The 22,461-nt window shown below is 49.8% G+C and carries 18 protein-coding genes; 10 read left to right on the forward strand and 8 right to left on the reverse strand.

Translation table 11 applies throughout. From position 1 onward, the window contains the following. Positions 1-22: 22 nt before the first annotated feature. Positions 23-1,255 (reverse strand): sensor domain-containing diguanylate cyclase, encoded by a 1,233-nt coding sequence (locus C0K55_RS05675; RefSeq protein WP_000207190.1) that lies wholly within the window; start codon positions 1,253-1,255, stop codon positions 23-25. A gap of 195 nt (positions 1,256-1,450) precedes the next feature. Here C0K55_RS05675 and C0K55_RS26495 point away from each other — a divergent pair, with 195 nt between their 5' ends. The 4 genes from C0K55_RS26495 (at position 1,451) to dbpA (ending at position 4,346) form a co-directional block, all read left to right on the forward strand. Then, on the forward strand, positions 1,451-1,498 hold the full coding sequence (locus C0K55_RS26495) for a hypothetical protein (RefSeq protein WP_214678597.1): 48 nt from the start codon (positions 1,451-1,453) through the stop codon (positions 1,496-1,498). A 13-nt stretch (positions 1,499-1,511) separates the two neighbouring features. Further along, positions 1,512-2,495 carry a zinc transporter ZntB gene (gene zntB, locus C0K55_RS05680; RefSeq protein ID WP_000452014.1) on the forward strand — a complete coding sequence of 328 codons (984 nt, stop codon included), beginning with the start codon at positions 1,512-1,514 and terminating at the stop codon, positions 2,493-2,495. 274 nt (positions 2,496-2,769) lie between these two features. Continuing rightward, positions 2,770-2,943, forward strand: coding sequence for a proline-rich small protein YnaL (gene ynaL, locus C0K55_RS26080; RefSeq protein ID WP_001296046.1), 174 nt, complete (start codon positions 2,770-2,772; stop codon positions 2,941-2,943). 29 nt (positions 2,944-2,972) lie between these two features. Further along, a complete protein-coding gene (gene dbpA, locus C0K55_RS05690; RefSeq protein ID WP_000123768.1) occupies positions 2,973-4,346 on the forward strand; it encodes an ATP-dependent RNA helicase DbpA in 1,374 nt (457 codons plus the stop codon). Between the two features lie 94 nt (positions 4,347-4,440). Here dbpA and ttcA read toward each other — a convergent pair whose 3' ends face one another. The 4 genes from ttcA to nifJ form a co-directional block, all read right to left on the reverse strand. Then, positions 4,441-5,376 (reverse strand): tRNA 2-thiocytidine(32) synthetase TtcA, encoded by a 936-nt coding sequence (ttcA, locus tag C0K55_RS05695; RefSeq protein WP_038354511.1) that lies wholly within the window; start codon positions 5,374-5,376, stop codon positions 4,441-4,443. A gap of 176 nt (positions 5,377-5,552) precedes the next feature. Continuing rightward, positions 5,553-5,987 (reverse strand): universal stress protein UspF, encoded by a 435-nt coding sequence (gene uspF / locus C0K55_RS05700; RefSeq protein ID WP_010376343.1) that lies wholly within the window; start codon positions 5,985-5,987, stop codon positions 5,553-5,555. Positions 5,988-6,127: 140 nt separating this feature from the next. Beyond that, on the reverse strand, positions 6,128-7,261 hold the full coding sequence (gene ompN / locus C0K55_RS05705; protein ID WP_000837952.1) for a porin OmpN: 1,134 nt from the start codon (positions 7,259-7,261) through the stop codon (positions 6,128-6,130). 365 nt (positions 7,262-7,626) lie between these two features. Continuing rightward, a complete protein-coding gene (nifJ, locus tag C0K55_RS05710; RefSeq protein WP_000628247.1) occupies positions 7,627-11,151 on the reverse strand; it encodes a pyruvate:ferredoxin (flavodoxin) oxidoreductase in 3,525 nt (1,174 codons plus the stop codon). 272 nt (positions 11,152-11,423) lie between these two features. Between nifJ and C0K55_RS05715 the strand changes: the two genes are divergently transcribed. Further along, positions 11,424-11,690, forward strand: coding sequence for a putative hemolysin (locus C0K55_RS05715; RefSeq protein ID WP_001200698.1), 267 nt, complete (start codon positions 11,424-11,426; stop codon positions 11,688-11,690). Here the strand turns inward: C0K55_RS05715 and hslJ are convergent. Both hslJ and ldhA read right to left on the reverse strand, forming a co-directional pair. Further along, a complete protein-coding gene (hslJ, locus tag C0K55_RS05720) occupies positions 11,687-12,109 on the reverse strand; it encodes a heat shock protein HslJ (RefSeq protein ID WP_001516437.1) in 423 nt (140 codons plus the stop codon). The genes C0K55_RS05715 and hslJ overlap by 4 nt on opposite strands. 157 nt (positions 12,110-12,266) lie before the next feature. Beyond that, complete coding sequence (gene ldhA / locus C0K55_RS05725) at positions 12,267-13,256, reverse strand: D-lactate dehydrogenase (RefSeq protein WP_000762228.1); 990 nt, start codon at positions 13,254-13,256, stop codon at positions 12,267-12,269. Between the two features lie 207 nt (positions 13,257-13,463). On the opposite strand from ldhA, the gene C0K55_RS05730 reads away from it, so the two are divergent. The 4 genes from C0K55_RS05730 (at position 13,464) to C0K55_RS05750 (ending at position 17,703) form a co-directional block, all read left to right on the forward strand. Beyond that, positions 13,464-16,100: a YdbH family protein gene (locus C0K55_RS05730; RefSeq protein ID WP_105224575.1), complete on the forward strand. Its 2,637-nt coding sequence runs from the start codon at positions 13,464-13,466 to the stop codon at positions 16,098-16,100. Further along, positions 16,100-16,285, forward strand: a complete 186-nt coding sequence (locus C0K55_RS05735) for a YnbE family lipoprotein (RefSeq protein WP_000699961.1) — start codon at positions 16,100-16,102, stop codon at positions 16,283-16,285. Before C0K55_RS05730 ends, C0K55_RS05735 begins: the two co-directional genes overlap by 1 nt. A 7-nt stretch (positions 16,286-16,292) precedes the next feature. Beyond that, complete coding sequence (locus C0K55_RS05740) at positions 16,293-16,616, forward strand: YdbL family protein (protein WP_123058135.1); 324 nt, start codon at positions 16,293-16,295, stop codon at positions 16,614-16,616. A 220-nt stretch (positions 16,617-16,836) separates the two neighbouring features. Next, complete coding sequence (locus C0K55_RS05750; protein ID WP_085448971.1) at positions 16,837-17,703, forward strand: aldo/keto reductase family oxidoreductase; 867 nt, start codon at positions 16,837-16,839, stop codon at positions 17,701-17,703. 40 nt (positions 17,704-17,743) lie between these two features. Here C0K55_RS05750 and azoR read toward each other — a convergent pair whose 3' ends face one another. Beyond that, a complete protein-coding gene (gene azoR, locus C0K55_RS05755) occupies positions 17,744-18,349 on the reverse strand; it encodes an FMN-dependent NADH-azoreductase (RefSeq protein WP_000048921.1) in 606 nt (201 codons plus the stop codon). Positions 18,350-18,549: 200 nt separating this feature from the next. Between azoR and hrpA the strand changes: the two genes are divergently transcribed. Beyond that, positions 18,550-22,452: an ATP-dependent RNA helicase HrpA gene (hrpA, locus tag C0K55_RS05760; protein ID WP_105265998.1), complete on the forward strand. Its 3,903-nt coding sequence runs from the start codon at positions 18,550-18,552 to the stop codon at positions 22,450-22,452. Positions 22,453-22,461: the final 9 nt, after the last annotated feature.

The raw sequence follows: 22,461 nt of genomic DNA on the forward strand, positions 1-22,461 counted from the left end.
CGCTTCCGCGTTTTTGAATATATCAGGCGGCTAACACGCGGTTGCGTCCGTCATTTTTTGCCCGATACAAGGCATCATCAACACGCTTAAACAGTTCATCGATGTTTTCATTTCCTTCGTGATGCGCCACGCCAATACTGACTGTGAAGCGCGGTAAGCCCGAAATACTCACTTTTGCCACGCTCAAGCGGATAGTTTCAGCCAACGAAAGTGCAGTATCCAACGGGGTTCTCGGCAACAATAAGACGAACTCTTCCCCCCCCCAACGAAACACCAAATCGCCTTTGCGGGCGCAACTTTCAAGAGTATGGGCAAGCGAGCATAACACTTCATCTCCTTTCTGATGACCGTATAAGTCATTGATATGCTTAAAACGATCGGTGTCGATGAGCAACAAACTATAATCCTGAGCTATTGCCAGGTGCTGCATCTGTCCGGGGTCGGTTATGTGATAAAACTGCCGACGGTTGAGTAATCCCGTTAGTGCATCATGGTGGGCTGCATGTTCCAGTTGTTCCTCCAGCCGTTTTTGCTCTGTAATATCATGTACGATGCATAACATTAACCTGTCGCCGTAAATCTCAATTGGCCCGGCATAAGTTTGCACATGCCGAATGGAGCCATCTGCCAGTTTATGGACAAAATTGAGAGGCTTATGGCCGCCGGGCAACCGTGAAATTTCATGCATGACTGGCATGATGCGACGCCCAAGCATATTTATTTCCCAGGTGTGCTTCTGACACATTGTTTCATGGTTGTAGCCGTAGAAATTGAGCGCGGCCAGATTAGCATCGACGATTTGGCCATCACGTGAGGGATCAATTAACAGCATCGGTGCAGAGTTGGTCAGAAAAAAACGAGCATAAAACCCTTGTTTTTTACGCTGATAATTCGCTGAACGACTGGCTTTTAACCCCAGTGTTGCTGGAGTTTCCATTCCTTCGAAGATAATTACTTTTCCCGTCTCACTCATCTCTTTGAGGGTCAATCGGCAGCTTAATGCCGCCTCTTCACCATTACGCTGGACAGTGAGAATTTCTACAATATCGAGCTGGTTATGCAAGTCTGTGAGGTATTTAGGAAGCTCGTTTTGCGAGGAGATGGAATAGAGGCCGGTACGTAGCTGACTAAAGGTGAGTTCTTGCATCAAAAGTCGCGCTGCACTATTGGCATAAATTAATTGTTCTTCAAAGGGTGAAACGATCCAGACAGGACTGGTTAATAAGTCCAGAGTATTGAAGTTGTGCGTAGTCATTGAGATCCCGTTATTTTTATCAATCTTTTGTTACTACCTGATCGCAAAAATGCCACGACAAATGATCAGATAATTCTGATAATGATAGACGCTATTTAACGCTTTACACGTTTTCAAATCAGGAAAAGTATTTTGCTTTCTGTATTTAATTTTGACAGGATTTTATTAATCATTTCAGGGTAATGGGGTGATGAGATGTTGCGTAAGATGACCAGAAGACTAGACTACAAAATAATGCGTTGACAATGGAGGCACTGTGGAAGTGATTAAGGGAGCGGACGTAAATGTCCCGGATGCAGTATTTGCCTGGATGTTGGATGGTAAAGGCGGAGTTAAACCGCTGGAAAATACAGATGATATAGATGAAGCGCATCCTTGCTGGCTCCACCTCAATTATGTGCACCATGACAGTGCCCAATGGCTGGCGACAACACCCTTGTTGCCAAATAACGTACGCGATGCGCTGGCGGGGGAAAGCACGCGGCCCAGGGTCAGCCGTCTTGGGGAAGGGACGTTGATTACTTTACGCTGCATTAATGGCAGTACTGATGAACGTCCCGATCAACTGGTCGCCATGCGTGTTTATATGGATGGACGGTTAATTGTCTCGACCCGACAACGTAAAGTGTTGGCGCTGGATGATGTGGTTAGCGATCTGGAAGAGGGAACCGGCCCGACCGATTGCGGTGGCTGGCTGGTGGATGTGTGTGATGCGTTAACCGATCATTCCAGTGAGTTTATAGAACAACTGCACGATAAAATTATCGACCTGGAAGATAATCTGCTCGATCAACAAATACCGCCGCGCGGTTTCCTGGCGTTGCTGCGTAAACAATTAATTGTGATGCGTCGCTATATGGCACCGCAGCGTGATGTTTATGCTCGCCTTGCCAGTGAGCGTCTGCCGTGGATGAATGACGACCAACGCCGCCGAATGCAGGACATTGCCGATCGTCTCGGACGCGGCCTGGATGAGATTGACGCCTGTATTGCCCGAACCGGCGTGATGGCAGATGAAATCGCTCAGGTCATGCAGGAAAATTTAGCGCGTCGTACTTATACGATGTCGTTGATGGCAATGGTCTTTTTACCCAGTACGTTTTTAACTGGGTTATTTGGTGTCAACCTCGGTGGTATTCCTGGCGGGGGATGGCAATTCGGCTTTTCGCTTTTTTGTATTCTGTTAGTTGTTCTTATTGGTGGTGTTGCTTTATGGTTGCATCGTAGTAAATGGTTGTAACAAAAGAAAATTTGTCTACTTCCTGTATATAAAAACGCCGTAAAGTTTGAGCGAAGTCAATAAACTCTCTACCCATTCAGGGCAATATCTCCCTCGCAGGTGAATGCAACGTCAAGCGATGGGCGTTGCGCTCCATATTGTCTTACTTCCTTTTTTGAATTACTGCATAGCACAATTGATTCGTACGACGCCGACTTAGATGAGTCGGCTTTTTTTTGCCTGTTATTTTTCAGCGTCTACCCTTTAAGAGTCCACCCCATGACCGGAGGGAAATATGACGACACTCATTTATTTGCAAATTCCTGTCCCTGAACCCATTCCTGGCGATCCCGTACCAGTGCCAGATCCCATCCCTCGTCCGCAACCCATGCCAGACCCGCCGCCAGATGAAGAACCGATTAAATTGTCGCATCGTGAGCGTAGATCTGCGAGGATACGCGCCTGCTAATTTTGCGTCGATGACCACGAGAATAGATTGTGACCGCTTTTTCTACCCTGAACGTTTTGCCTCCCGCCCAGCTCACTAACCTTAATGAGTTGGGCTATTTAACCATGACGCCGGTGCAGGCCGCCGCGCTTCCGGCGATCCTTGCCGGAAAAGATGTTCGCGTGCAGGCGAAAACTGGCAGCGGCAAAACGGCGGCATTTGGCCTTGGCTTGTTACAGCAAATTGATGCGTCGCTGTTTCAGACCCAGGCTTTAGTGCTGTGCCCGACCCGTGAACTGGCGGATCAGGTTGCCGGAGAGTTGCGCCGGCTGGCGCGTTTTCTGCCGAATACCAAAATCTTGACCTTATGCGGCGGCCAGCCGTTCAGCATTCAGCGCGATTCGCTGCAACATGCGCCGCATATCATCGTGGCAACGCCGGGTCGTTTGCTCGATCACCTGCAAAAAGGCACTGTATCGCTGGATACCCTGAATACGCTGGTAATGGATGAAGCCGACCGTATGTTGGATATGGGATTTAGCGACGCAATTGATGACGTCATCCGTTTTGCGCCTGCTTCTCGCCAGACGCTTCTGTTTTCTGCAACCTGGCCGGACGCAATTGCCGCGATTAGCGGTCGTGTACAACGCGATCCTTTAGCGATTGAGATTGATACGTCAGATGCTTTACCGCCTATTGAACAACAATTTTATGAGACATCCAGCAAAGGCAAAATTTCGTTGTTGCAGCGGTTATTAAGCTTGCATCAGCCATCATCTTGTGTGGTGTTCTGTAATACAAAAAAAGATTGCCAGGCTGTGTGTGATGCTCTGAATGAAGTAGGGCAAAGTGCATTGTCGTTACATGGCGATCTGGAACAACGCGACCGCGATCAGACGTTGGTTCGTTTTGCCAATGGTAGCGCACGTGTGCTGGTGGCGACCGATGTCGCGGCACGTGGTCTGGATATCAAATCTCTTGCGCTGGTGGTGAACTTTGAGCTGGCGTGGGACCCTGAAGTTCATGTACATCGCATCGGGCGTACTGCGCGAGCGGGGAATAGCGGTCTGGCGATCAGTTTCTGTGCTCCGGAAGAGGCGCAGCGGGCGAATATCATTTCTGACATGTTGCAGATAAAACTTAACTGGCAAACGCCACCAGCCAGCAGCGCCATTGTGCCGCTGGAAGCAGAAATGGCGACGTTGTGCATTGATGGTGGGAAAAAAGCGAAAATGCGTCCAGGCGATGTGCTGGGGGCGCTGACGGGGGATATTGGTCTGGATAGCACAGATATTGGCAAAATTGCCGTTCATCCAGCACATGTCTACGTCGCAGTGCGTCAGTCTGTTGCCCATAAGGCATGGAAACAGTTACAGGGCGGAAAGATTAAAGGGAAAACGTGCCGGGTGCGGTTATTAAAATAACGAAATGTTGAATTGCCGGATGCGACGCTGGTTGCGTCTTATCCGGCCAGCACAAGAATAGCCCGATAAGCTTGCGTATCGGGCGCTATCCTGGTTATTTCACTTCAACCACATTCAGGCGTAACTCATCCAACTGATTTTCATCTTCTTCAGGCTGCCAGCCCGCGGGTTGTAGTGGTAGCTCTTCGCGATCAAACGCCAGATCACCGCCGTTAACCACTTCAGAACCGTGGGTAATGCCTTTGAAATCGAACAGATTGGTATCGCACAGATGTGACGGCACCACATTCTGCATCGCGCTGAACATTGTCTCAATACGCCCTGGATAACGCTTATCCCAATCACGCAACATATCGGCAATCACCTGACGTTGCAGGTTAGGCTGTGAACCGCACAGGTTGCACGGAATAATCGGGAACGCTTTCGCATCGGCAAAACGCTGAATGTCCTTTTCACGGCAATAAGCCAGCGGACGAATTACGATATGTTTGCCGTCATCGCTCATCAGCTTTGGTGGCATACCTTTCATCTTGCCGCCGTAGAACATGTTTAAGAACAGCGTTTGCAGGATATCGTCACGATGGTGACCCAGTGCGATTTTCGTCGCGCCCAGTTCTGTTGCCGTGCGGTAAAGAATACCGCGACGCAGACGAGAGCAGAGTGAGCAGGTGGTTTTGCCTTCCGGGATCTTTTCTTTCACGATCCCATAAGTATTCTCTTCAACAATTTTGTACTCAACGCCCAGCTTTTCAAGATACTCCGGCAGGACGTGCTCCGGGAAACCGGGCTGCTTCTGGTCGAGGTTAACGGCAACCAGCGAAAAACTGATTGGCGCGCTTTGCTGCAAATTCCGCAGGATCTCCAGCATGGTATAGCTGTCTTTTCCCCCGGAAAGGCAAACCATAATGCGGTCGCCATCTTCAATCATATTGAAGTCAGCAATGGCTTCGCCCACATTGCGGCGCAGGCGTTTTTGTAATTTGTTCAGGTTGTATTGTTCTTTCTTACTAATTTCTTGATTTTGCAACATTTAATAGTAGCTCAATTCATTATATGGCATCAGAAGAGTATGCATCATGCCGGGATATCCGACAGCAGAAGTCTGATATAAAAACAGTGGCGTGTATGGTACGGATTAGAGGGGAAAATGTCAGCACATTTGCGAAATGAATCAAAAAGCCCGCAGCGACGTGCGGGCGTTAGTTATTAGCGCACGACCAGCACTGAACACTCTGCATGACGTACTACGGCAGCGGCGTTAGAGCCGAGCAGGTAGGTGGTAATATCCGGTCGATGGGAGGCAATGATGATCATATGAGCAGGGATCTTTTTCGCCATTTCCAGAATGCGGTCTTTTGGCGAACCTTCTTCAACATGGATATGCACTCTGTCAGTCGGCAGTTTGAATTTTTTAATGACTTCTTCCAGTTGCGATTTGGCTTCCGCTTTCAGGTCATCCATTGCCGGTAACTCTGCGGAATACGCTAAACCCAGAGAGGCATAGTAGGGCAGCGAAGGTATTACCGTCAGGAAATGAACCTCTGCATCATCAATTTTTGCCTCGGCTTCAACGTGACTAATCACGCGTTGAGTTAATTCTGAGTCGGATATATCGATAGGGACAAGAATCGTTCTGTTCATAAAACCTCCTGTTTTAGTATCCGCATAAAGTGTAACGCCAGATGACACTTTTTGTGTAATGACGGAGTTCACATTTTTAATTTAGATTAAACAGGATTCAATAAGTAGAAAAAGCCCGCCAGAGAGGCGGGCAGGCAGGATTAGAACTGATAAACCAGACCTAAAGCGACAATATCATCGGTAGAGATACCGTTGGCAGCGTAGAAGCTGTCATCTTCATCCAACAGGTTAATTTTATAGTCAACATAGGTTGACATATTTTTGTTGAAATAATATGTCGCGCCAACATCTGCGTATTTGACCAGATCTTTATCGTCAACACCGGCTGGATTATCAACACCACCAGCAGCGTTCAGGTCACGCCCTTTAGACATCAGGAAAGACACTGCCGGACGCAGGCCAAAGTCAAACTGATATTGGGCGGTGACTTCAAAGTTCTGGGTCTTGTTCGCAACGGCGTAATCACTGTTGCCAAATGGCGTCATATTACGTGTTTCGGAATACATGGTTGCCAGGTAGATGTTGTTAGCATCATATTTTAACCCGGCAGTCCACGCATCGGCTTTATCGCCGCCCGCCACAGTATGATTAACCTGATCATTGGTGCGGTCTGAGGAGGTGTATGCTGCACCCGCACTAAAGCCCATACCTAAATCGTAGGTTGTGGAAAGACCCCAGCCGTCGCCATTTTCATGACGAACATCACGTCCGTTATTAGTACCTTCCTGACCATTGCTCGCGCCTTCGTTGTTACCCTGATATTGCAAAGCGAAGTTCAGTCCATTAACCAGACCGAAGAAATCAGAATTACGATAAGTTGCTACGCCATTAGCACGACCGGTCATAAAGTTGTCCGCATTCGTGTAGGAGTCACCGCCAAATTCTGGCAGCATATCGGTCCAGCCTTCTATATCGTACATTACGCCGTAATTACGTCCGTAATCGAAAGAACCGTAATCAGCAAATTTCAACCCGGCGAATGCCAGACGAGTCCAGGATTGATTTTTTGAGGATTCAGTATTGTTTGCCTGAATATTGTATTCCCACTGACCATAACCAGTGAGTTGATCGTTAATTTGTGTTTCGCCTTTAAAACCAAGACGTGCATAGCTCTGATCGCCATCTTTCGCTGAACTATCAGAAAAATAATGTAGACCATCAACTTTGCCATAAAGATCCAATTTATTGCCGTCTTTATTATAAATTTCTGCCGCATGAGCAGCTCCTGCGGAGAGCAGGGCAGGAATTAAGAGTGCCAGTACTTTGCTTTTCATTGAAAAAATCCTTTAGTTATTTTATTTGCCTTTCTTTCCCTGTTCGGGAAGTGAAAACATCCTAAAGGAAAAGTTCCATTAGCCGATAAGTGTCATTTGTTACGTCTTAAGTAAAACCTTAATCAAATAATTCTTGAGAAATGACAATAAGTTTGATGAATGTTTTAGTGGTGATACATATAAAATAAAAATTATACATTTAAAAAGTGATGCGTTATTCTGCGCGGGTTATATGCCTTTATTGTCACAGATATTATTTTCTGTTGGGGCATTGCTACGATTACTTATTTCCCAACAAATAAAAAGACAAGCCCGAACTTTCATTCGGGCTTTTTTTTGTTCAGGATAATCCTTACCCTGTTACTCTACTCGGTGCCACTTTTATCCGTTTTCCCCGCCATTTGCGCGAGGAAATCATAGCGTTTTTGCAGATCGGCTGCGGCATCTTTCCATAACTGTTCCGCCACTTCTGGCTGTTGCGAATTCAGACGGCGGAAACGTTGTTCATGGAGCAATGTTTCTTCCAGAGCCTCTGATGGTGGACGTGAATCCAGCGCCAGTGGCAGTTTGCCTTCATCGGCACGACGTGGATCAAAGCGATACAGCGGCCAGAAGCCGGTTGCGGTGAGTTGGCGCATCTGGTCGTGACTCAATGCCAGGTCATAACCGTGCTCTTCACATGGACTGTAAGCAATGATCAGTGACGGCCCTGGATACGCTTCCGCTTCCTGAATCGCTTTCACTGTCTGGTTCAGTTGCGCACCGAGAGAAATCTGCGCCACATAAACATGACCGTACATCATCATACTGACACCGAGGTCTTTACGCGCTTTGCGTTTGCCGTGTTCACCAAACTTCGTTACTGCACCAAGAGGGGTTGCTTTCGACGCCTGACCGCCGGTATTGGAATAGCATTGCGTATCCAGTACCAGAATGTTGACGTTTTCCGTCAGACTTAATACATGATCCAAACCACCGAAGCCGATATCGTAAGCCCAGCCGTCGCCACCAATCAGCCATATTGATTTTTCCACCAGCGCATCAGCGTCGCGCAGCAGTTCATGAGCTTCAGCGATATCCTTTAGTTGCTGGCGCAACGCGGCAACCTGTTCGCGACGAACCTCTGGCGTGGCATCTGATTTCAACGCTGCCAGTAACTCCGCCGGGATTTTATCGGCAAACTGATCCAGCAGACGCAAAACACGGACACGATGCTGATCGACCGTCAGGCGGAAGCCCAGGCCAAATTCGGCATTATCTTCAAACAGTGAGTTCGCCCAGGCCGGACCACGACCGTTTGCATCAGTGGTATACGGTGTGGATGGCAGGTTACCGCCATAAATCGACGAACATCCGGTGGCGTTAGCGATCAACATTCGATCGCCATAGAGTTGAGTAAGCAATTTGATATACGGCGTCTCGCCACAACCGGAACAAGCACCAGAATATTCAAACAGCGGTGTGATCAATTGCGATGTACGAATATCAATACGTTCCAGTTTACTGCGGTCGATTTCTGGTAAGTTGAGGAAGAAGTCATAATTGATTTTCTCTTCTTCCACATGCTCCAGACGCGACATCATATTGATGGCTTTGATATCAGGATCCTGACGGTCTTTCGCCGGGCAAACTTCAACGCACAGATTACAGCCAGTGCAATCTTCCGGTGCGACCTGCAACACATACTTCTGCCCGCGCATATCGCGCGATTTCACATCCAGCGAATGCAGGCTGGCAGGGGCGTTTTCCATTGCTTCCGGCGGAACCACTTTTGCGCGAATAGCGGAGTGTGGGCAGGCGGCGACACAGTGGTTACATTGGGTACAGAGTTCCTCTTTCCAGATGGGGATCTCTTCGGCAATATTGCGTTTTTCCCAACGCGTTGTGCCCATTGGCCATGTGCCGTCTGGTGGTAGCGCCGAAACGGGGAGGGCATCGCCAAGTCCGGCGAGCATTGCAGCGGTGACGGTTTTAACGAAATCAGGCGCTGCATCGGAAACCACCGGTGGCCGATTCGCACTGTGCGGATTTACCGGTTGCAACGGGACTTCTTCCACGGATTCACGCGCCAGCGCCAGTGCCTGCCAGTTGCGTTCCACCAGATCCTGACCTTTGCTGCTGTAGCTTTTGGCAATTGCGCCCTGCAATTCAGCCAGGGCACTGTCGCCAGGCAGAATTTGCGTCAGGTGGAAAAAGGCCATCTGCATTACGGTGTTAATGCGCGCTGCCAGTCCACATTCACGGGCAATTTTCGCTGCATTAATCACATAAAAGCGAGCTTTCTTCTGATTCAACACCGCCTGAACTTCTTGCGGCAGCCGCGACCAGACTTCTTCTGCACTGTACGGAGTATTAAGCAGGAAAATACCGCCAGGTTTCAGGCGTTCTGCCATCTGATATTTGTCGATAAACTGCAACTGGTGGCAGCCAACAAAGTCAGCTTGTGAAATCAGATACGCGGATCGAATTGGATGCTCGCTCACACGCAGGTGAGAAACTGTCAGACCACCGGCCTTTTTGGAATCGTATACAAAATACCCCTGTGCATACCACGGGGTGGAATTACCGATAATCTTGATATTGTTTTTGGTCGCGGAAACGCTGCCGTCACTGCCCAGACCGTAAAACAGGGCTTCCAGCTTCGCGGAGTTTGGCAGGGTATTTTCTGGCAATGGCAGTGACAGATTGGTCACATCATCATAAATACCCACGGTAAATCGTGGTTTTGGTTTGGCTGTGTTAAGTTCGGCAAATACTGCCAGCACACAGTCCGGGCCAAACTCTTTGGAAGACAGACCATAGCGCCCACCAATGACGCGAGGCAATGCCTCACGCTCGCCATTATTAAAGGCTTCTGCCAGCGCGGTCATCACATCCAAATAGAGTGGTTCTGCCTGGGCACCCGGCTCTTTGGTGCGATCCAACACCGCTACGCTGCGTACGGACTCCGGTAGTGCTTGTAGTAAGTGTTTGGCGGAAAACGGACGATATAGTCGAACTTTCAGCACCCCAACTTTTTCGCCACGGGTCAGCAATTCGTCTACCACTTCTTCACAGGTGCCAATAGCAGAACCCATCAGGATTATCACCCGTTCTGCCTGTGGATGACCGTAATACTCAAAAGGCTGATACTGACGACCCGTAGCGGCGGCGAAATCATTCATTGCCTGTTCAACATGGTCGTAAACTGCGTTGTACCATGGGTTAGTTGCTTCACGAGACTGGAAGTAAGTGTCAGGATTGGCGGATGTACCGCGGATCACCGGATGTTCCGGATTCAGCGCACGGGCGCGATGAGCATCAATTTCTGCCTGCGGTATCAGTTCAAGAATAGTGTCGTCGGCCAGTGGAACGATTTTGTTGATCTCGTGGGAAGTACGGAAACCATCAAAGAAATGAATAAATGGCACACGGCTTTTTAGTGTCGCGATTTGCGAAATGAGGGCGAAATCTTGCGCTTCCTGAACGTTTGCCGCACACAACATGGCGCAACCGGTCTGGCGCACCGCCATCACATCTGAATGATCACCAAAAATAGAGAGCGCATGAGTAGCGACGGTTCGCGCCGCCACATGCAGTACAAACGGTGTCAGTTCGCCCGCCAGTTTGTACAATGTCGGAATCATCAGCAACAAACCCTGCGATGATGTAAACGATGTAGAGAGTGCGCCCGTTTGCAAAGCGCCATGCACAGTCGCGATAGCGCCAGCTTCGGACTGCATTTCAACTACGCGAGGTGTATCTCCCCACACGTTTTTCAAGCCGTTTCCGGCCCAGGCATCAGCCTGTTCTGCCATCGTGGAACTCGGGGTAATAGGGTAGATGGCGATAACTTCACTGGTGCGAAATGCCACCGAAGCTACCGCGCCATTACCGTCAATTGTGATCATACGACACCCTTACATTGCGCAAATGAGGGGCACACGAAAAAGCTGCGTGCCCAGTAGTTATCTCTCAATTTTAGCAAATGGCTTTCTGTTGCATTTTCGCTTTTGTGTCCCCCATATCCGCATAATGAATGTTTCGATCAAGCACCGGGCAAAAAATAGCGATAAAAAAGTAACAATGCGTTGCAACACACATAGTAGTTCTCGACGTAACCGCCTGGGCTGCCTATTATTTAGGGCGGTGTCGTTTGGCTTAAAGATTAGAGGAAGTAAAGATGCGAGCAGCGTTGTGGGTAGGGTGTGCCGCTTTATTGTTGTCTGCGTGTAGTAGTGAACCTGTTCAGCAGGCAACCGCGGCGCATGTGGCGCCTGGTTTAAAAGCGTCCATGTCCAGTAGCGGTGAAGCAAATTGCGCAATGATTGGTGGTTCGCTATCCGTTGCCCGTCAACTTGACGGAACGGCTATTGGGATGTGTGCATTACCTAACGGCAAACGCTGCAGCGAACAGTCGCTTGCCGCCGGAAGCTGTGGCAGCTACTAATTGACCAAATCTGCCAGTTTATAAGTTAATGTCTGTTTCGCGGTTGCCAGCGTCAACTGGTTGGCGGTCAGATCTACCTGCGCACCTTCTTTCAGCATTTCGCTGATGGTGTGATCGAGTTCGTTAAGCTGTGGGTTGGCACACATCATGCGTGTCATTGCCAGTCCTTTAACTTTCAGTTCTCCGCCCGAAAGTTTACCCTCTCCGCTAAAGCGGTTACACATGTTGCCGGAAATCATCATCTTTTCCCCAAAGCTGATTTCTGGCGGGTTTTTATCGCTGGCAACAGGTTGACCGTTAACACTTTCCAGTACAAACCGGTGATGCTGTAACTGTTCTGGCGTTACAGCAATTTTGTCATTACTTACACATCCCGCCATCAGCAGGCTTAGTGCGACTAGCGCGGCAACTTTCTTCATTTTAGTTCTCAATTTAAGGTATAAATCAGGTGCTGATTGCCGGATGCAACGCTGGGGCATCTTATCCGTTCAACAAAACTTATTGTAAGAATAGTGGATGAAAGATCTTTGGGGATTATCTGAATAAGCTCCCCTGATTTGCAGGGGAGCTGCATGTTTAAACCAGTTCGTTCGGGCAGGATTCGCCTTTTTCCAGATTGCTCAAGTTTTGCAGCGTAGTCTGGGAAATACTGGTCAGAGCTTCTGCCGTCAGGAAAGCCTGGTGCCCGGTAAACAGTACGTTATGGCAGGCAGACAGACGACGGAACACGTCATCCTGAATCACATCGTTGGATTTATCTTCAAAGAACAGATCGCGTTCGTTCTCATACACGTCCATCCCCAGCGAGCCAATTTTCTGGTTTTTCAGCGCTTCAATTGCCGCCTGGGAATCAATCAATGCGCCACGACTGGTGTTGACGATCATTACGCCGTTTTTCATCTGATCAAACGCCGCCTCATTCAGCAGGTGGTAGTTCTCCGGCGTCAGCGGGCAGTGCAGGGAGATAACGTCTGATTCAGAGAACAGGGTCGGCAGATCGACATATTCCACGCCGAGCTCCAGCGCCGCCGCACTTGGGTATGGATCGAACGCCAGCAGACGCATACCGAAACCTTTCAGAATACGCAGCATCGCTACGCCGATTTTACCGGTGCCGATAACACCTGCCGTTTTGCCATACATGGTAAAGCCAGTCAGGCCTTCCAGAGAGAAGTTGGCGTCACGGGTACGCTGATACGCGCGGTGAATACGGCGGTTCAACGTCATCATCATACCGATAGCGTGTTCAGCGACGGCTTCCGGATCGTAGGCTGGAACACGGACTACTTTCAGCCCCAGCTCTTTTGCCGCGTCGAGGTCAACGTTGTTGAAACCGGCACAGCGCAGGGCGATATATTTAACGCCGTGCTTTTTCAGTTCTTCCAGCACCGGGCGGCTGCCGTCATCATTTACGAAAATACATACCGCTTCGCAGCCATTGGCGGTTTTGGCGGTTTTTTCTGTCAGCAGAAAGTCAAAAAATTCCAGCTCAAAGCCAAAGGACTCGTTCACCTGTTGCAGGTACTTCTTGTCGTACTGTTTTGTGCTATATACGGCGAGTTTCATAAGACTTTCTCCAGTGATGTTGAATCACGTTTAAGCTACTAAAAATATTTTACAAAAATTAAAATATAATTGAAAGCTGTGGTGATATTGAAAAATCCATCAACAACTATGCTTAGTGTAGGCGCAACCTTCAACTGAACGGTTAAACATGCCACAATACCGGTATTGAATGCTTAATTTTTCGCTAAATCAGGATATTAACTACCCATGTTGGGTAAATATAAAGCCGTTCTCGCGCTGTTATTACTGATTATTCTTGTGCCCTTAACGCTGCTGATGACGCTCGGGCTGTGGGTTCCTACGCTGGCGGGTATCTGGCTGCCGCTCGGTACACGCATTGCATTAGATGAAAGCCCGCGCATCACGCGTAAAGGTTTAATTATTCCCGATCTCCGTTATCTGGTGGCGGATTGCCAGTTGGCGCATATCACCAATGCCAGCCTTTCACATCCCAGCCGCTGGTTATTGAACGTTGGCACAGTGGAGCTTGACTCTGCTTGCCTGGCAAAATTGCCACAGGAAGAGCCCTCTCCGGCAGCGCCGAAAACCCTTGCGCAGTGGCAATCCATGCTGCCTAACACCTGGATCAATATTGATAAACTGATCCTTTCGCCCTGGCAGGAATGGCAGGGAAAACTCTCTCTCTCGTTGACCTCTGATATCCAGCAACTGCGTTATCAGGGCGAAAAAGTTAAATTTCAAGGCCAGCTTAAAGGGCAACAACTTACAGTCAGCGAACTGGATGTCGCCGCGTTTGAAAATCAGCCGCCGGTAAAACTGGTAGGGGAATTTACCATGCCGCTGGTGCCGGATGGGCTTCCTGTCAGTGGCCATGCTACCGCGACCTTGAACTTGCCACAGGAACCGTCACTGGTGGATGCTGAACTGGAGTGGCAGGAAAATAGCGGGCAATTGCTTGTGATGACACGGGATAACGGCGATCCATTGCTCGATTTGCCGTGGCAAATTACCCGTCAGCAATTGACGGTCAGCGATGGTCGCTGGAGCTGGCCGTATGAAGGTTTTCCCCTGAGTGGGCGATTGGGTGTTAAAGTCGAGAACTGGCAGGCCGGGCTTGAGAACGCGTTGGTCAGTGGACGCCTGAGTGTGCTGACCCAGGGGCAAGCAGGGAAAGGCAATGCGGTGCTTAATTTTGGCCCAGGAAAATTGAGCATGGATAACAGTCAGATGCCACTGCAACTGACCGGTGAAGCAAAACAGGCTGATCTCATTCTGTATGCCCGCTTACCGGCACAGCTAAGCGGAAGTCTGACTGACCCAACGCTGGCCTTTGAACCAGGCGCGTTATTACGTTCAAAGGGAAGAATCATCGATTCACTGGACATCGATGAAATTCGCTGGCCTTTAGCGGGGGTAAAAGTCACTCAGCGTGGTGTTGACGGTCGCTTGCAGGCCATTTTGCAGGCCCATGAAAATGAACTGGGCGACTTTGTGCTGCATATGGATGGTCAGGCGAATGATTTTCTCCCGGATGCAGGGCGTTGGCAGTGGCGTTACTGGGGCAAAGGCAGTTTTACCCCGATGAATGCCACCTGGGATGTCGCAGGAAAAGGTGAGTGGCATGACAGCACGATTACGCTTACCGACCTCTCGACCGGGTTCGATCAGTTGCAATATGGCACGATGACAGTAGAAACGCCGCGCTTAATTCTTGATAAACCCGTTATCTGGGTGCGCGACGCCCAGAATCCGTCTTTTAGTGGTGCGCTTTCGCTGGATGCAGGACAAACGCTTTTCACAGGCGGTAGTGTGTTACCGCCATCAACCTTAAAATTTAGTGTCGATGGACGCGATCCGACGTATTTCCTCTTCAAAGGGGATTTACATGCTGGTGAGATTGGCCCGGTACGGGTGAATGGCCGCTGGGACGGTATTCGCCTGCGCGGCAATGCCTGGTGGCCTAAACAATCGCTGACCGTATTCCAGCCGCTGATCCCGCCAGACTGGAAGATGAATCTACGCGATGGTGAACTGTATGCCCAGGTGGCGTTTTCTGCCGCGCCTGAGCAGGGCTTTCGTGCAGGGGGGCATGGCGTGTTGAAAGGTGGCAGCGCGTGGATGCCAGATAACCAGGTCAACGGTGTCGACTTTGTACTACCGTTCCGTTTTGCCGACGGTGCGTGGCACCTGGGAACGCGGCGACCTGTGTCATTACGTATTGCTGAAGTGGTTAACCTGGTGACGGCAAAAAATATTACTGCCGATCTTCAGGGGCGTTATCCGTGGACCGAAGACGAACCCTTGCTACTGACTGATGTGAGTGTTGATGTTTTAGGTGGTAACGTGCTGATGAAACAATTACGTATGCCGCAGCACGATCCGGCGCTGTTACGGCTGAATAATCTCTCTTCCAGTGAACTGGTTAGCGCCATCAATCCAAAGCAATTCGCTATGTCAGGGGCATTCAGTGGGGCATTGCCGCTATGGCTTAATAATGAAAAATGGATTGTGAAAGATGGCTGGCTGGCAAACGCAGGCCCCATGACCTTGCGCCTGGATAAAGACACGGCGGATGCAGTAGCAAAAGACAATATGACCGCAGGGACTGCAATCAACTGGTTGCGCTATATGGAAATTAGCCGTTCATCGACAAAAATTAATCTGGATAATCTCGGTGTGTTAACCATGCAGGCAACGATCAGCGGTAATAGCCGGGTTGATGGTAAAACGGGCACGGTGAATCTTAATTACAGCCACGAAGAGAATATTTTTACGTTATGGCGCAGCTTACGCTTTGGCGATAATCTCCAGGCGTGGCTGGAACAGAATGCCCGACTCCCGAAAACGGGTTGCCCATCAGGAAATGAGTGTGAGGAAAAATAATGAAAATAATGATAACCGCGTTCGCGTCCTCTTTTATGTTGCTTGGTTGCACGCCGCGCATTGAAGTGGCTGCGCCGAAAGAGCCAATCACCATTAATATGAACGTTAAAATTGAGCATGAGATCATCATAAAAGCAGATAAGGACGTTGAAGACTTGCTCAAAACCCGTAGCGATCTTTTTTGAGGTAATGATGAAAAGAACATTACTGATAATGGTGTGGACTGTTTGCCTGATGAGCAGCAGTGCGATGGCGTTAACCCTGAATGAAGCCAGAAGTCAGGGGCGGGTAGGCGAAACATTTAATGGTTATCTGATGGCACTGAAAACGGATGACGAAACGCAGGCATTGGTAAACGATATTAATAAAGCTCGTGCGCTGAGTTATCAGCAACTGGCCAGACAAAATAATGTCTCAACTGAGGAGATTGCAAAACTGGCAGGGCAGAAACTGGTCGTTCGCGCTAAACCGGGAGAATATGTGCAGGGGATTAATGGGAAATGGCTGCAAAAATAAAAAACGTAAAGCAGCGGTAATTAATTTCGTATTCAGAAAGATCAGTTACCGTTCAAAACGGTACAAATTATACCTACAGACCTCCGCCAGACTGATTGCGGCGCTGTTTTTGCTTGTTGGCGCTCGTTTTTACGCATCCGCATTCAATAGTCATTTATTCACTTTCCGTTCATTTCTATACTGATTTTTCTTAATCCGCTTTATTACAGGGCAGGGTGTTATGAGCAGCAACACATTTACTCTCGGTACAAAATCCGTTAACCGTCTCGGTTACGGCGCGATGCAACTGGCAGGACCTGGTGTATTCGGCCCACCGAAAGATCGCCATGTCGCGATTACCGTGCTGCGTGAGGCACTGGCATTGGGCGTCAATCACATTGATACCAGCGACTTTTATGGTCCACACGTTACCAATCAGATTATCCGCGAAGCGTTACATCCTTATTCCGATGACCTGACTATCGTCACCAAAATTGGCGCTCGCCGCGGTGAGGACGCCTCCTGGTTGCCGGCATTCTCTCCAGCAGAACTGAAAAAAGCGGTGCACGATAACCTGCGAAATCTGGGGGTGGACGTGCTGGATGTGGTGAACCTGCGGGTGATGCCTGACGATGGACATGGCCCGGCGGAAGGGTCGATTGAAGCCAGCCTGATTGTGCTGGCTGAGATGCAACAACAAGGGCTGGTAAAACATATTGGCCTGAGCAACGTAACACCAACGCAGGTTGCAGAGGCGCGCAAGATTACAGAAATTGTTTGCGTGCAAAACGAATACAACATTGCCCATCGTGCGGATGACGAATTAATTGATTCTTTGGCTCGCGATGGCATTGCATATGTGCCGTTCTTCCCGCTCGGGGGCTTTACGCCACTGCAATCCTCCACGCTCTCTGATGTCGCAGCAAGTCTTAATGCGACACCGATGCAGGTGGCGCTGGCGTGGCTGTTGCAACGTTCACCGAATATTTTGCTGATCCCGGGGACGTCTTCCGTTGCGCATTTACGGGAGAATATGGCAGTAGGGGAATTAGCGCTACCTGATGATGTGTTGGCAACGCTGGACAGTATTGCGAAAAAGGCGAGTTAAGTAAAAAAGCCTCCCGCACTCGCGGTAGGCTTCTTAAAACTTATGCTGCAACAATTGCGTCAATTGCCGCTTTAGCGTCTGCCTGCGCTTTTGCTGCCATTTCCGGCCCGTAAGCGATACCTTCAGCAAAGACAAAGTTCACGTCAGTAATGCCGATAAAGCCAAGGAACGTAGAAAGATACGGGGTCACCAGGTCTGTAGGCCCATCCTTATGGATACCGCCACGGCTGGTAATAACAATGGCTTTTTTACCGGTTACCAGACCTTCAGGACCGTTCTCGGTGTAGCGGAAAGTAACGCCTGCACGCGCAACCAGGTCAAAATAGTTTTTCAACTGAGTAGAGATGTTGAAGTTGTACATCGGTGCGGCAATCACGATAACGTCATGCGCTTTCAACTCGGCAATCAGTTCATCAGACAGTGCCAGGGCTTCCTGCTGGCGCGGAGTCAGCGGCGCGTCACTCGGACGCAGAGCACCAACCAGTTCGCCATCCAGCACCGGAACCGGATTTGCAGCCAGGTCGCGGACGGTGATTTCATCAGCAGTGTGCTTTTCACGCCACTGTTCAACAAAATAATCAGACAACTGACCAGACTGAGAGTACCCTGCCAGGATGCTGGATTTAAGAACTAATACCTTGCTCATGGTGTTTCCTTATAGATGTTTGAATGGGCGATGCCCTGTTGCTTGTTGACACTTTATTCACAATCCTGCCACAGAGATAGCGCAATATATCGAAGTCTATGTTCGAATTTATTGAACAACACATAAAAAGCCGCGATGTGGTACTCTATATCTATCATTTAAAAGAAAATTAATCAGGCACAACGCTGCCCTTTAACGTTATGACAGAACAACAAAAATTGACCTTTAACGCCTTACAGCAGCGGTTGGATTCGTTAATGCTGCGTGACAGACTGCGTTTTTCCCGCCGTCTGCATGGGGTGAAGAAGGTTAAAAATCCTGATGCACAACAGGCCATTTTCCAGGAGATGGCAAAAGAAATTGACCAGGCGGCAGGGAAAGTCCTGCTACGTGAAGCGGCGCGTCCCGAGATTACTTATCCGGACAATTTGCCGGTTAGCCAGAAAAAACAGGACATTCTCGAAGCGATCCGTGACCACCAGGTGGTGATTGTCGCCGGAGAAACAGGTTCCGGTAAAACGACGCAGTTGCCGAAAATCTGTATGGAACTGGGGCGCGGGATTAAAGGGCTGATTGGCCATACCCAGCCTCGTCGACTGGCAGCCCGTACCGTGGCGAACCGTATTGCGGAAGAGTTGCAGACCGAACCGGGTGGCTGCATCGGTTATAAAGTCCGTTTCAGCGATCACGTCAGTGATAACACGATGGTCAAGCTGATGACCGACGGTATTCTGCTGGCGGAAATCCAGCAGGATCGCCTGCTGATGCAGTACGACACCATCATCATTGACGAAGCGCACGAACGCAGCCTGAACATTGATTTCCTGCTCGGTTATTTGAAAGAGCTGTTGCCACGTCGCCCGGATCTGAAAGTCATCATCACCTCCGCGACCATCGATCCGGAACGCTTCTCTCGCCACTTTAACAATGCGCCGATTATCGAAGTCTCGGGTCGAACTTATCCGGTAGAAGTGCGTTATCGACCAATAGTTGAAGAAGCGGATGATACCGAGCGCGACCAGTTACAGGCGATTTTCGATGCCGTAGACGAATTGAGCCAGGAAAGCCCCGGCGACATTTTGATCTTTATGAGCGGCGAGCGGGAAATTCGCGATACCGCCGATGCGCTGAACAAGCTGAACTTACGCCATACGGAAATATTGCCGCTTTATGCGCGGCTTTCAAACAGCGAACAAAATCGCGTCTTCCAGTCACACAGCGGGCGGCGCATTGTGCTGGCGACTAACGTCGCGGAAACCTCGCTGACTGTGCCGGGTATTAAATACGTGATCGACCCAGGTACGGCGCGTATCAGCCGCTACAGCTATCGCACCAAAGTGCAGCGTCTACCGATTGAGCCAATTTCGCAGGCTTCAGCCAATCAGCGTAAAGGCCGTTGCGGACGCGTATCAGAAGGGATCTGTATTCGTCTTTATTCGGAAGACGATTTCCTTTCTCGTCCGGAGTTTACCGATCCGGAAATTCTGCGTACCAACCTGGCGTCGGTTATCTTACAGATGACCGCACTGGGGCTGGGCGATATCGCTGCGTTTCCGTTTGTTGAAGCGCCGGATAAACGCAATATTCAGGATGGTGTGCGCCTGCTGGAGGAGTTAGGTGCAATCACCACCGACGAACAGCGAACCGCATATAAACTGACACCACTTGGTCGTCAGTTATCACAGTTACCGGTTGACCCGCGTCTGGCACGCATGGTGCTGGAAGCGCAGAAACATGGCTGTGTAAGGGAAGCGATGATTATCACTTCCGCGCTCTCCATTCAGGACCCTCGTGAACGCCCGATGGACAAACAACAGGCATCGGATGAAAAACATCGTCGTTTCCACGATAAAGAGTCCGACTTCCTGGCGTTTGTGAATTTGTGGAATTATCTCGGTGAGCAGCAAAAGGCGCTCTCTTCAAACGCCTTCCGTCGCTTGTGCCGCACTGAATATCTCAACTATCTGCGCGTGCGCGAATGGCAGGACATCTACACTCAGTTGCGCCAGGTGGTGAAAGAACTCGGCATTCCGGTAAACAGTGAACCGGCGGAGCATCGCGAAATTCATATCGCATTACTGACCGGTTTGCTTTCACATATCGGCATGAAAGATGCGGATAAACAGGAATATACCGGCGCACGTAACGCGCGTTTCTCTATCTTCCCTGGTTCTGGTTTATTCAAAAAGCCGCCAAAGTGGGTGATGGTGGCGGAACTGGTAGAAACCAGCCGCCTGTGGGGGCGCATTGCGGCACGCATCGATCCGGAATGGGTAGAGCCGGTTGCCCAACATTTGATCAAACGCACCTACAGTGAACCGCACTGGGAACGGGCGCAGGGCGCAGTGATGGCGACGGAAAAAGTCACCGTTTATGGGTTGCCGATTGTCGCCGCGCGTAAGGTTAACTACAGCCAGATTGATCCTGCGTTGTGCCGTGAACTCTTTATCCGCCATGCACTTGTAGAAGGTGACTGGCAGACACGTCACGCTTTCTTCCGTGAAAACCTGAAACTGCGGGCAGAAGTGGAAGAGCTGGAACACAAATCACGTCGTCGCGATATTCTGGTAGATGACGAGACGCTGTTTGAATTTTACGACCAGCGCATTAGCCATGATGTGATCTCTTCGCGCCACTTCGACAACTGGTGGAAAAAGGTTAGCCGCGAAACGCCTGATTTGCTCAACTTTGAAAAGAGCATGTTGATCAAAGAAGGTGCGGAAAAAATCAGCAAGCTGGATTACCCGAACTTCTGGCATCAGGGCAATCTCAAGCTGCGTTTAAGTTATCAGTTTGAGCCAGGTGCGGACGCTGATGGCGTGACCGTGCATATTCCGCTGCCGTTGCTCAACCAGGTGGAAGAGCGCGGCTTTGAATGGCAAATTCCTGGATTACGTCGTGAACTGGTGATTGCGCTGATTAAATCGCTGCCAAAACCGGTACGTCGTAATTTTGTGCCTGCGCCAAACTACGCCGAAGCGTTTTTAGGCCGCGTGACGCCACTGGAACTACCGTTGCTCGACAGTCTTGAACGTGAATTGCGCCGCATGACCGGCGTTACCGTTGACCGCGAAGACTGGCACTGGGATCAGGTGCCCGATCACCTGAAAATTACTTTCCGCGTGGTGGACGACAAAAACAAGAAGTTGAAAGAAGGGCGCTCATTACAGGAACTGAAAGAGGCGCTGAAAGGCAAAGTGCAGGAAACACTGTCTGCGGTCGCTGATGACGGTATCGAGCAGAGCGGCCTGCATATCTGGAGCTTTGGTCAATTGCCGGAAAGCTACGAGCAGAAGCGCGGCAATTACAAAGTGAAAGCGTGGCCTGCGCTGGTGGATGAACGTGACAGCGTGGCGATCAAATTGTTTGATAATCCACTGGAGCAGAAGCAAGCAATGTGGAACGGTCTGCGCCGTCTACTGTTGCTGAATATTCCTTCACCGATCAAATATCTGCATGAGAAGTTGCCGAATAAAGCCAAGCTGGGGCTGTACTTTAACCCGTATGGCAAAGTGCTGGAGCTGATCGATGACTGTATCTCCTGCGGTGTGGATAAATTAATCGACGCCAACGGTGGCCCGGTCTGGACGGAAGAGGGTTTTACTGCGCTACATGAAAAAGTGCGTGCCGAACTGAACGATACCGTGGTGGATATTGCGAAGCAGGTCGAGCAAATCCTCACGGCAGTGTTCAACATCAACAAACGTCTGAAAGGGCGTGTTGATATGACGATGGCGCTGGGGCTTTCTGACATCAAAGCACAAATGGGCGGTCTGGTGTATCGCGGTTTTGTCACCGGTAACGGCTTCAAACGGCTGGGCGATACGCTGCGCTATTTGCAGGCGATTGAAAAACGCCTGGAAAAACTGGCGGTTGATCCGCATCGTGACCGTGCCCAAATGCTGAAAGTCGAAAACGTCCAGCAGGCATGGCAACAATGGTTCAACAAACTGCCGCCAGCGCGTCGTGAGGATGAAGACGTGAAAGAGATCCGTTGGATGATTGAAGAACTGCGCGTCAGTTACTTCGCCCAACAACTTGGTACGCCGTATCCGATATCGGATAAGCGTATTTTGCAGGCGATGGAGCAGATTAGCGGTTAACGGCTGTTA

It is taken from the genome of Escherichia sp. MOD1-EC6098 (genome assembly GCF_002965865.1).
GTDB lineage: Bacteria > Pseudomonadota > Gammaproteobacteria > Enterobacterales > Enterobacteriaceae > Escherichia > Escherichia marmotae.

Coding starts and splice junctions, on each gene's coding strand:
- C0K55_RS05675 (WP_000207190.1), bottom strand. CDS start 1,255: ATGACTACGCACAACTTCAATACTCTGGACTTATTAACCAGTCCTGTC.
- ynaL (WP_001296046.1), top strand. CDS start 2,770: ATGACGACACTCATTTATTTGCAAATTCCTGTCCCTGAACCCATTCCT.
- ttcA (WP_038354511.1), bottom strand. CDS start 5,376: ATGTTGCAAAATCAAGAAATTAGTAAGAAAGAACAATACAACCTGAAC.
- uspF (WP_010376343.1), bottom strand. CDS start 5,987: ATGAACAGAACGATTCTTGTCCCTATCGATATATCCGACTCAGAATTA.
- ompN (WP_000837952.1), bottom strand. CDS start 7,261: ATGAAAAGCAAAGTACTGGCACTCTTAATTCCTGCCCTGCTCTCCGCA.
- nifJ (WP_000628247.1), bottom strand. CDS start 11,151: ATGATCACAATTGACGGTAATGGCGCGGTAGCTTCGGTGGCATTTCGC.
- C0K55_RS05715 (WP_001200698.1), top strand. CDS start 11,424: ATGCGAGCAGCGTTGTGGGTAGGGTGTGCCGCTTTATTGTTGTCTGCG.
- hslJ (WP_001516437.1), bottom strand. CDS start 12,109: ATGAAGAAAGTTGCCGCGCTAGTCGCACTAAGCCTGCTGATGGCGGGA.
- ldhA (WP_000762228.1), bottom strand. CDS start 13,256: ATGAAACTCGCCGTATATAGCACAAAACAGTACGACAAGAAGTACCTG.
- C0K55_RS05730 (WP_105224575.1), top strand. CDS start 13,464: ATGTTGGGTAAATATAAAGCCGTTCTCGCGCTGTTATTACTGATTATT.
- C0K55_RS05735 (WP_000699961.1), top strand. CDS start 16,100: ATGAAAATAATGATAACCGCGTTCGCGTCCTCTTTTATGTTGCTTGGT.
- C0K55_RS05740 (WP_123058135.1), top strand. CDS start 16,293: ATGAAAAGAACATTACTGATAATGGTGTGGACTGTTTGCCTGATGAGC.
- C0K55_RS05750 (WP_085448971.1), top strand. CDS start 16,837: ATGAGCAGCAACACATTTACTCTCGGTACAAAATCCGTTAACCGTCTC.
- azoR (WP_000048921.1), bottom strand. CDS start 18,349: ATGAGCAAGGTATTAGTTCTTAAATCCAGCATCCTGGCAGGGTACTCT.
- hrpA (WP_105265998.1), top strand. CDS start 18,550: ATGACAGAACAACAAAAATTGACCTTTAACGCCTTACAGCAGCGGTTG.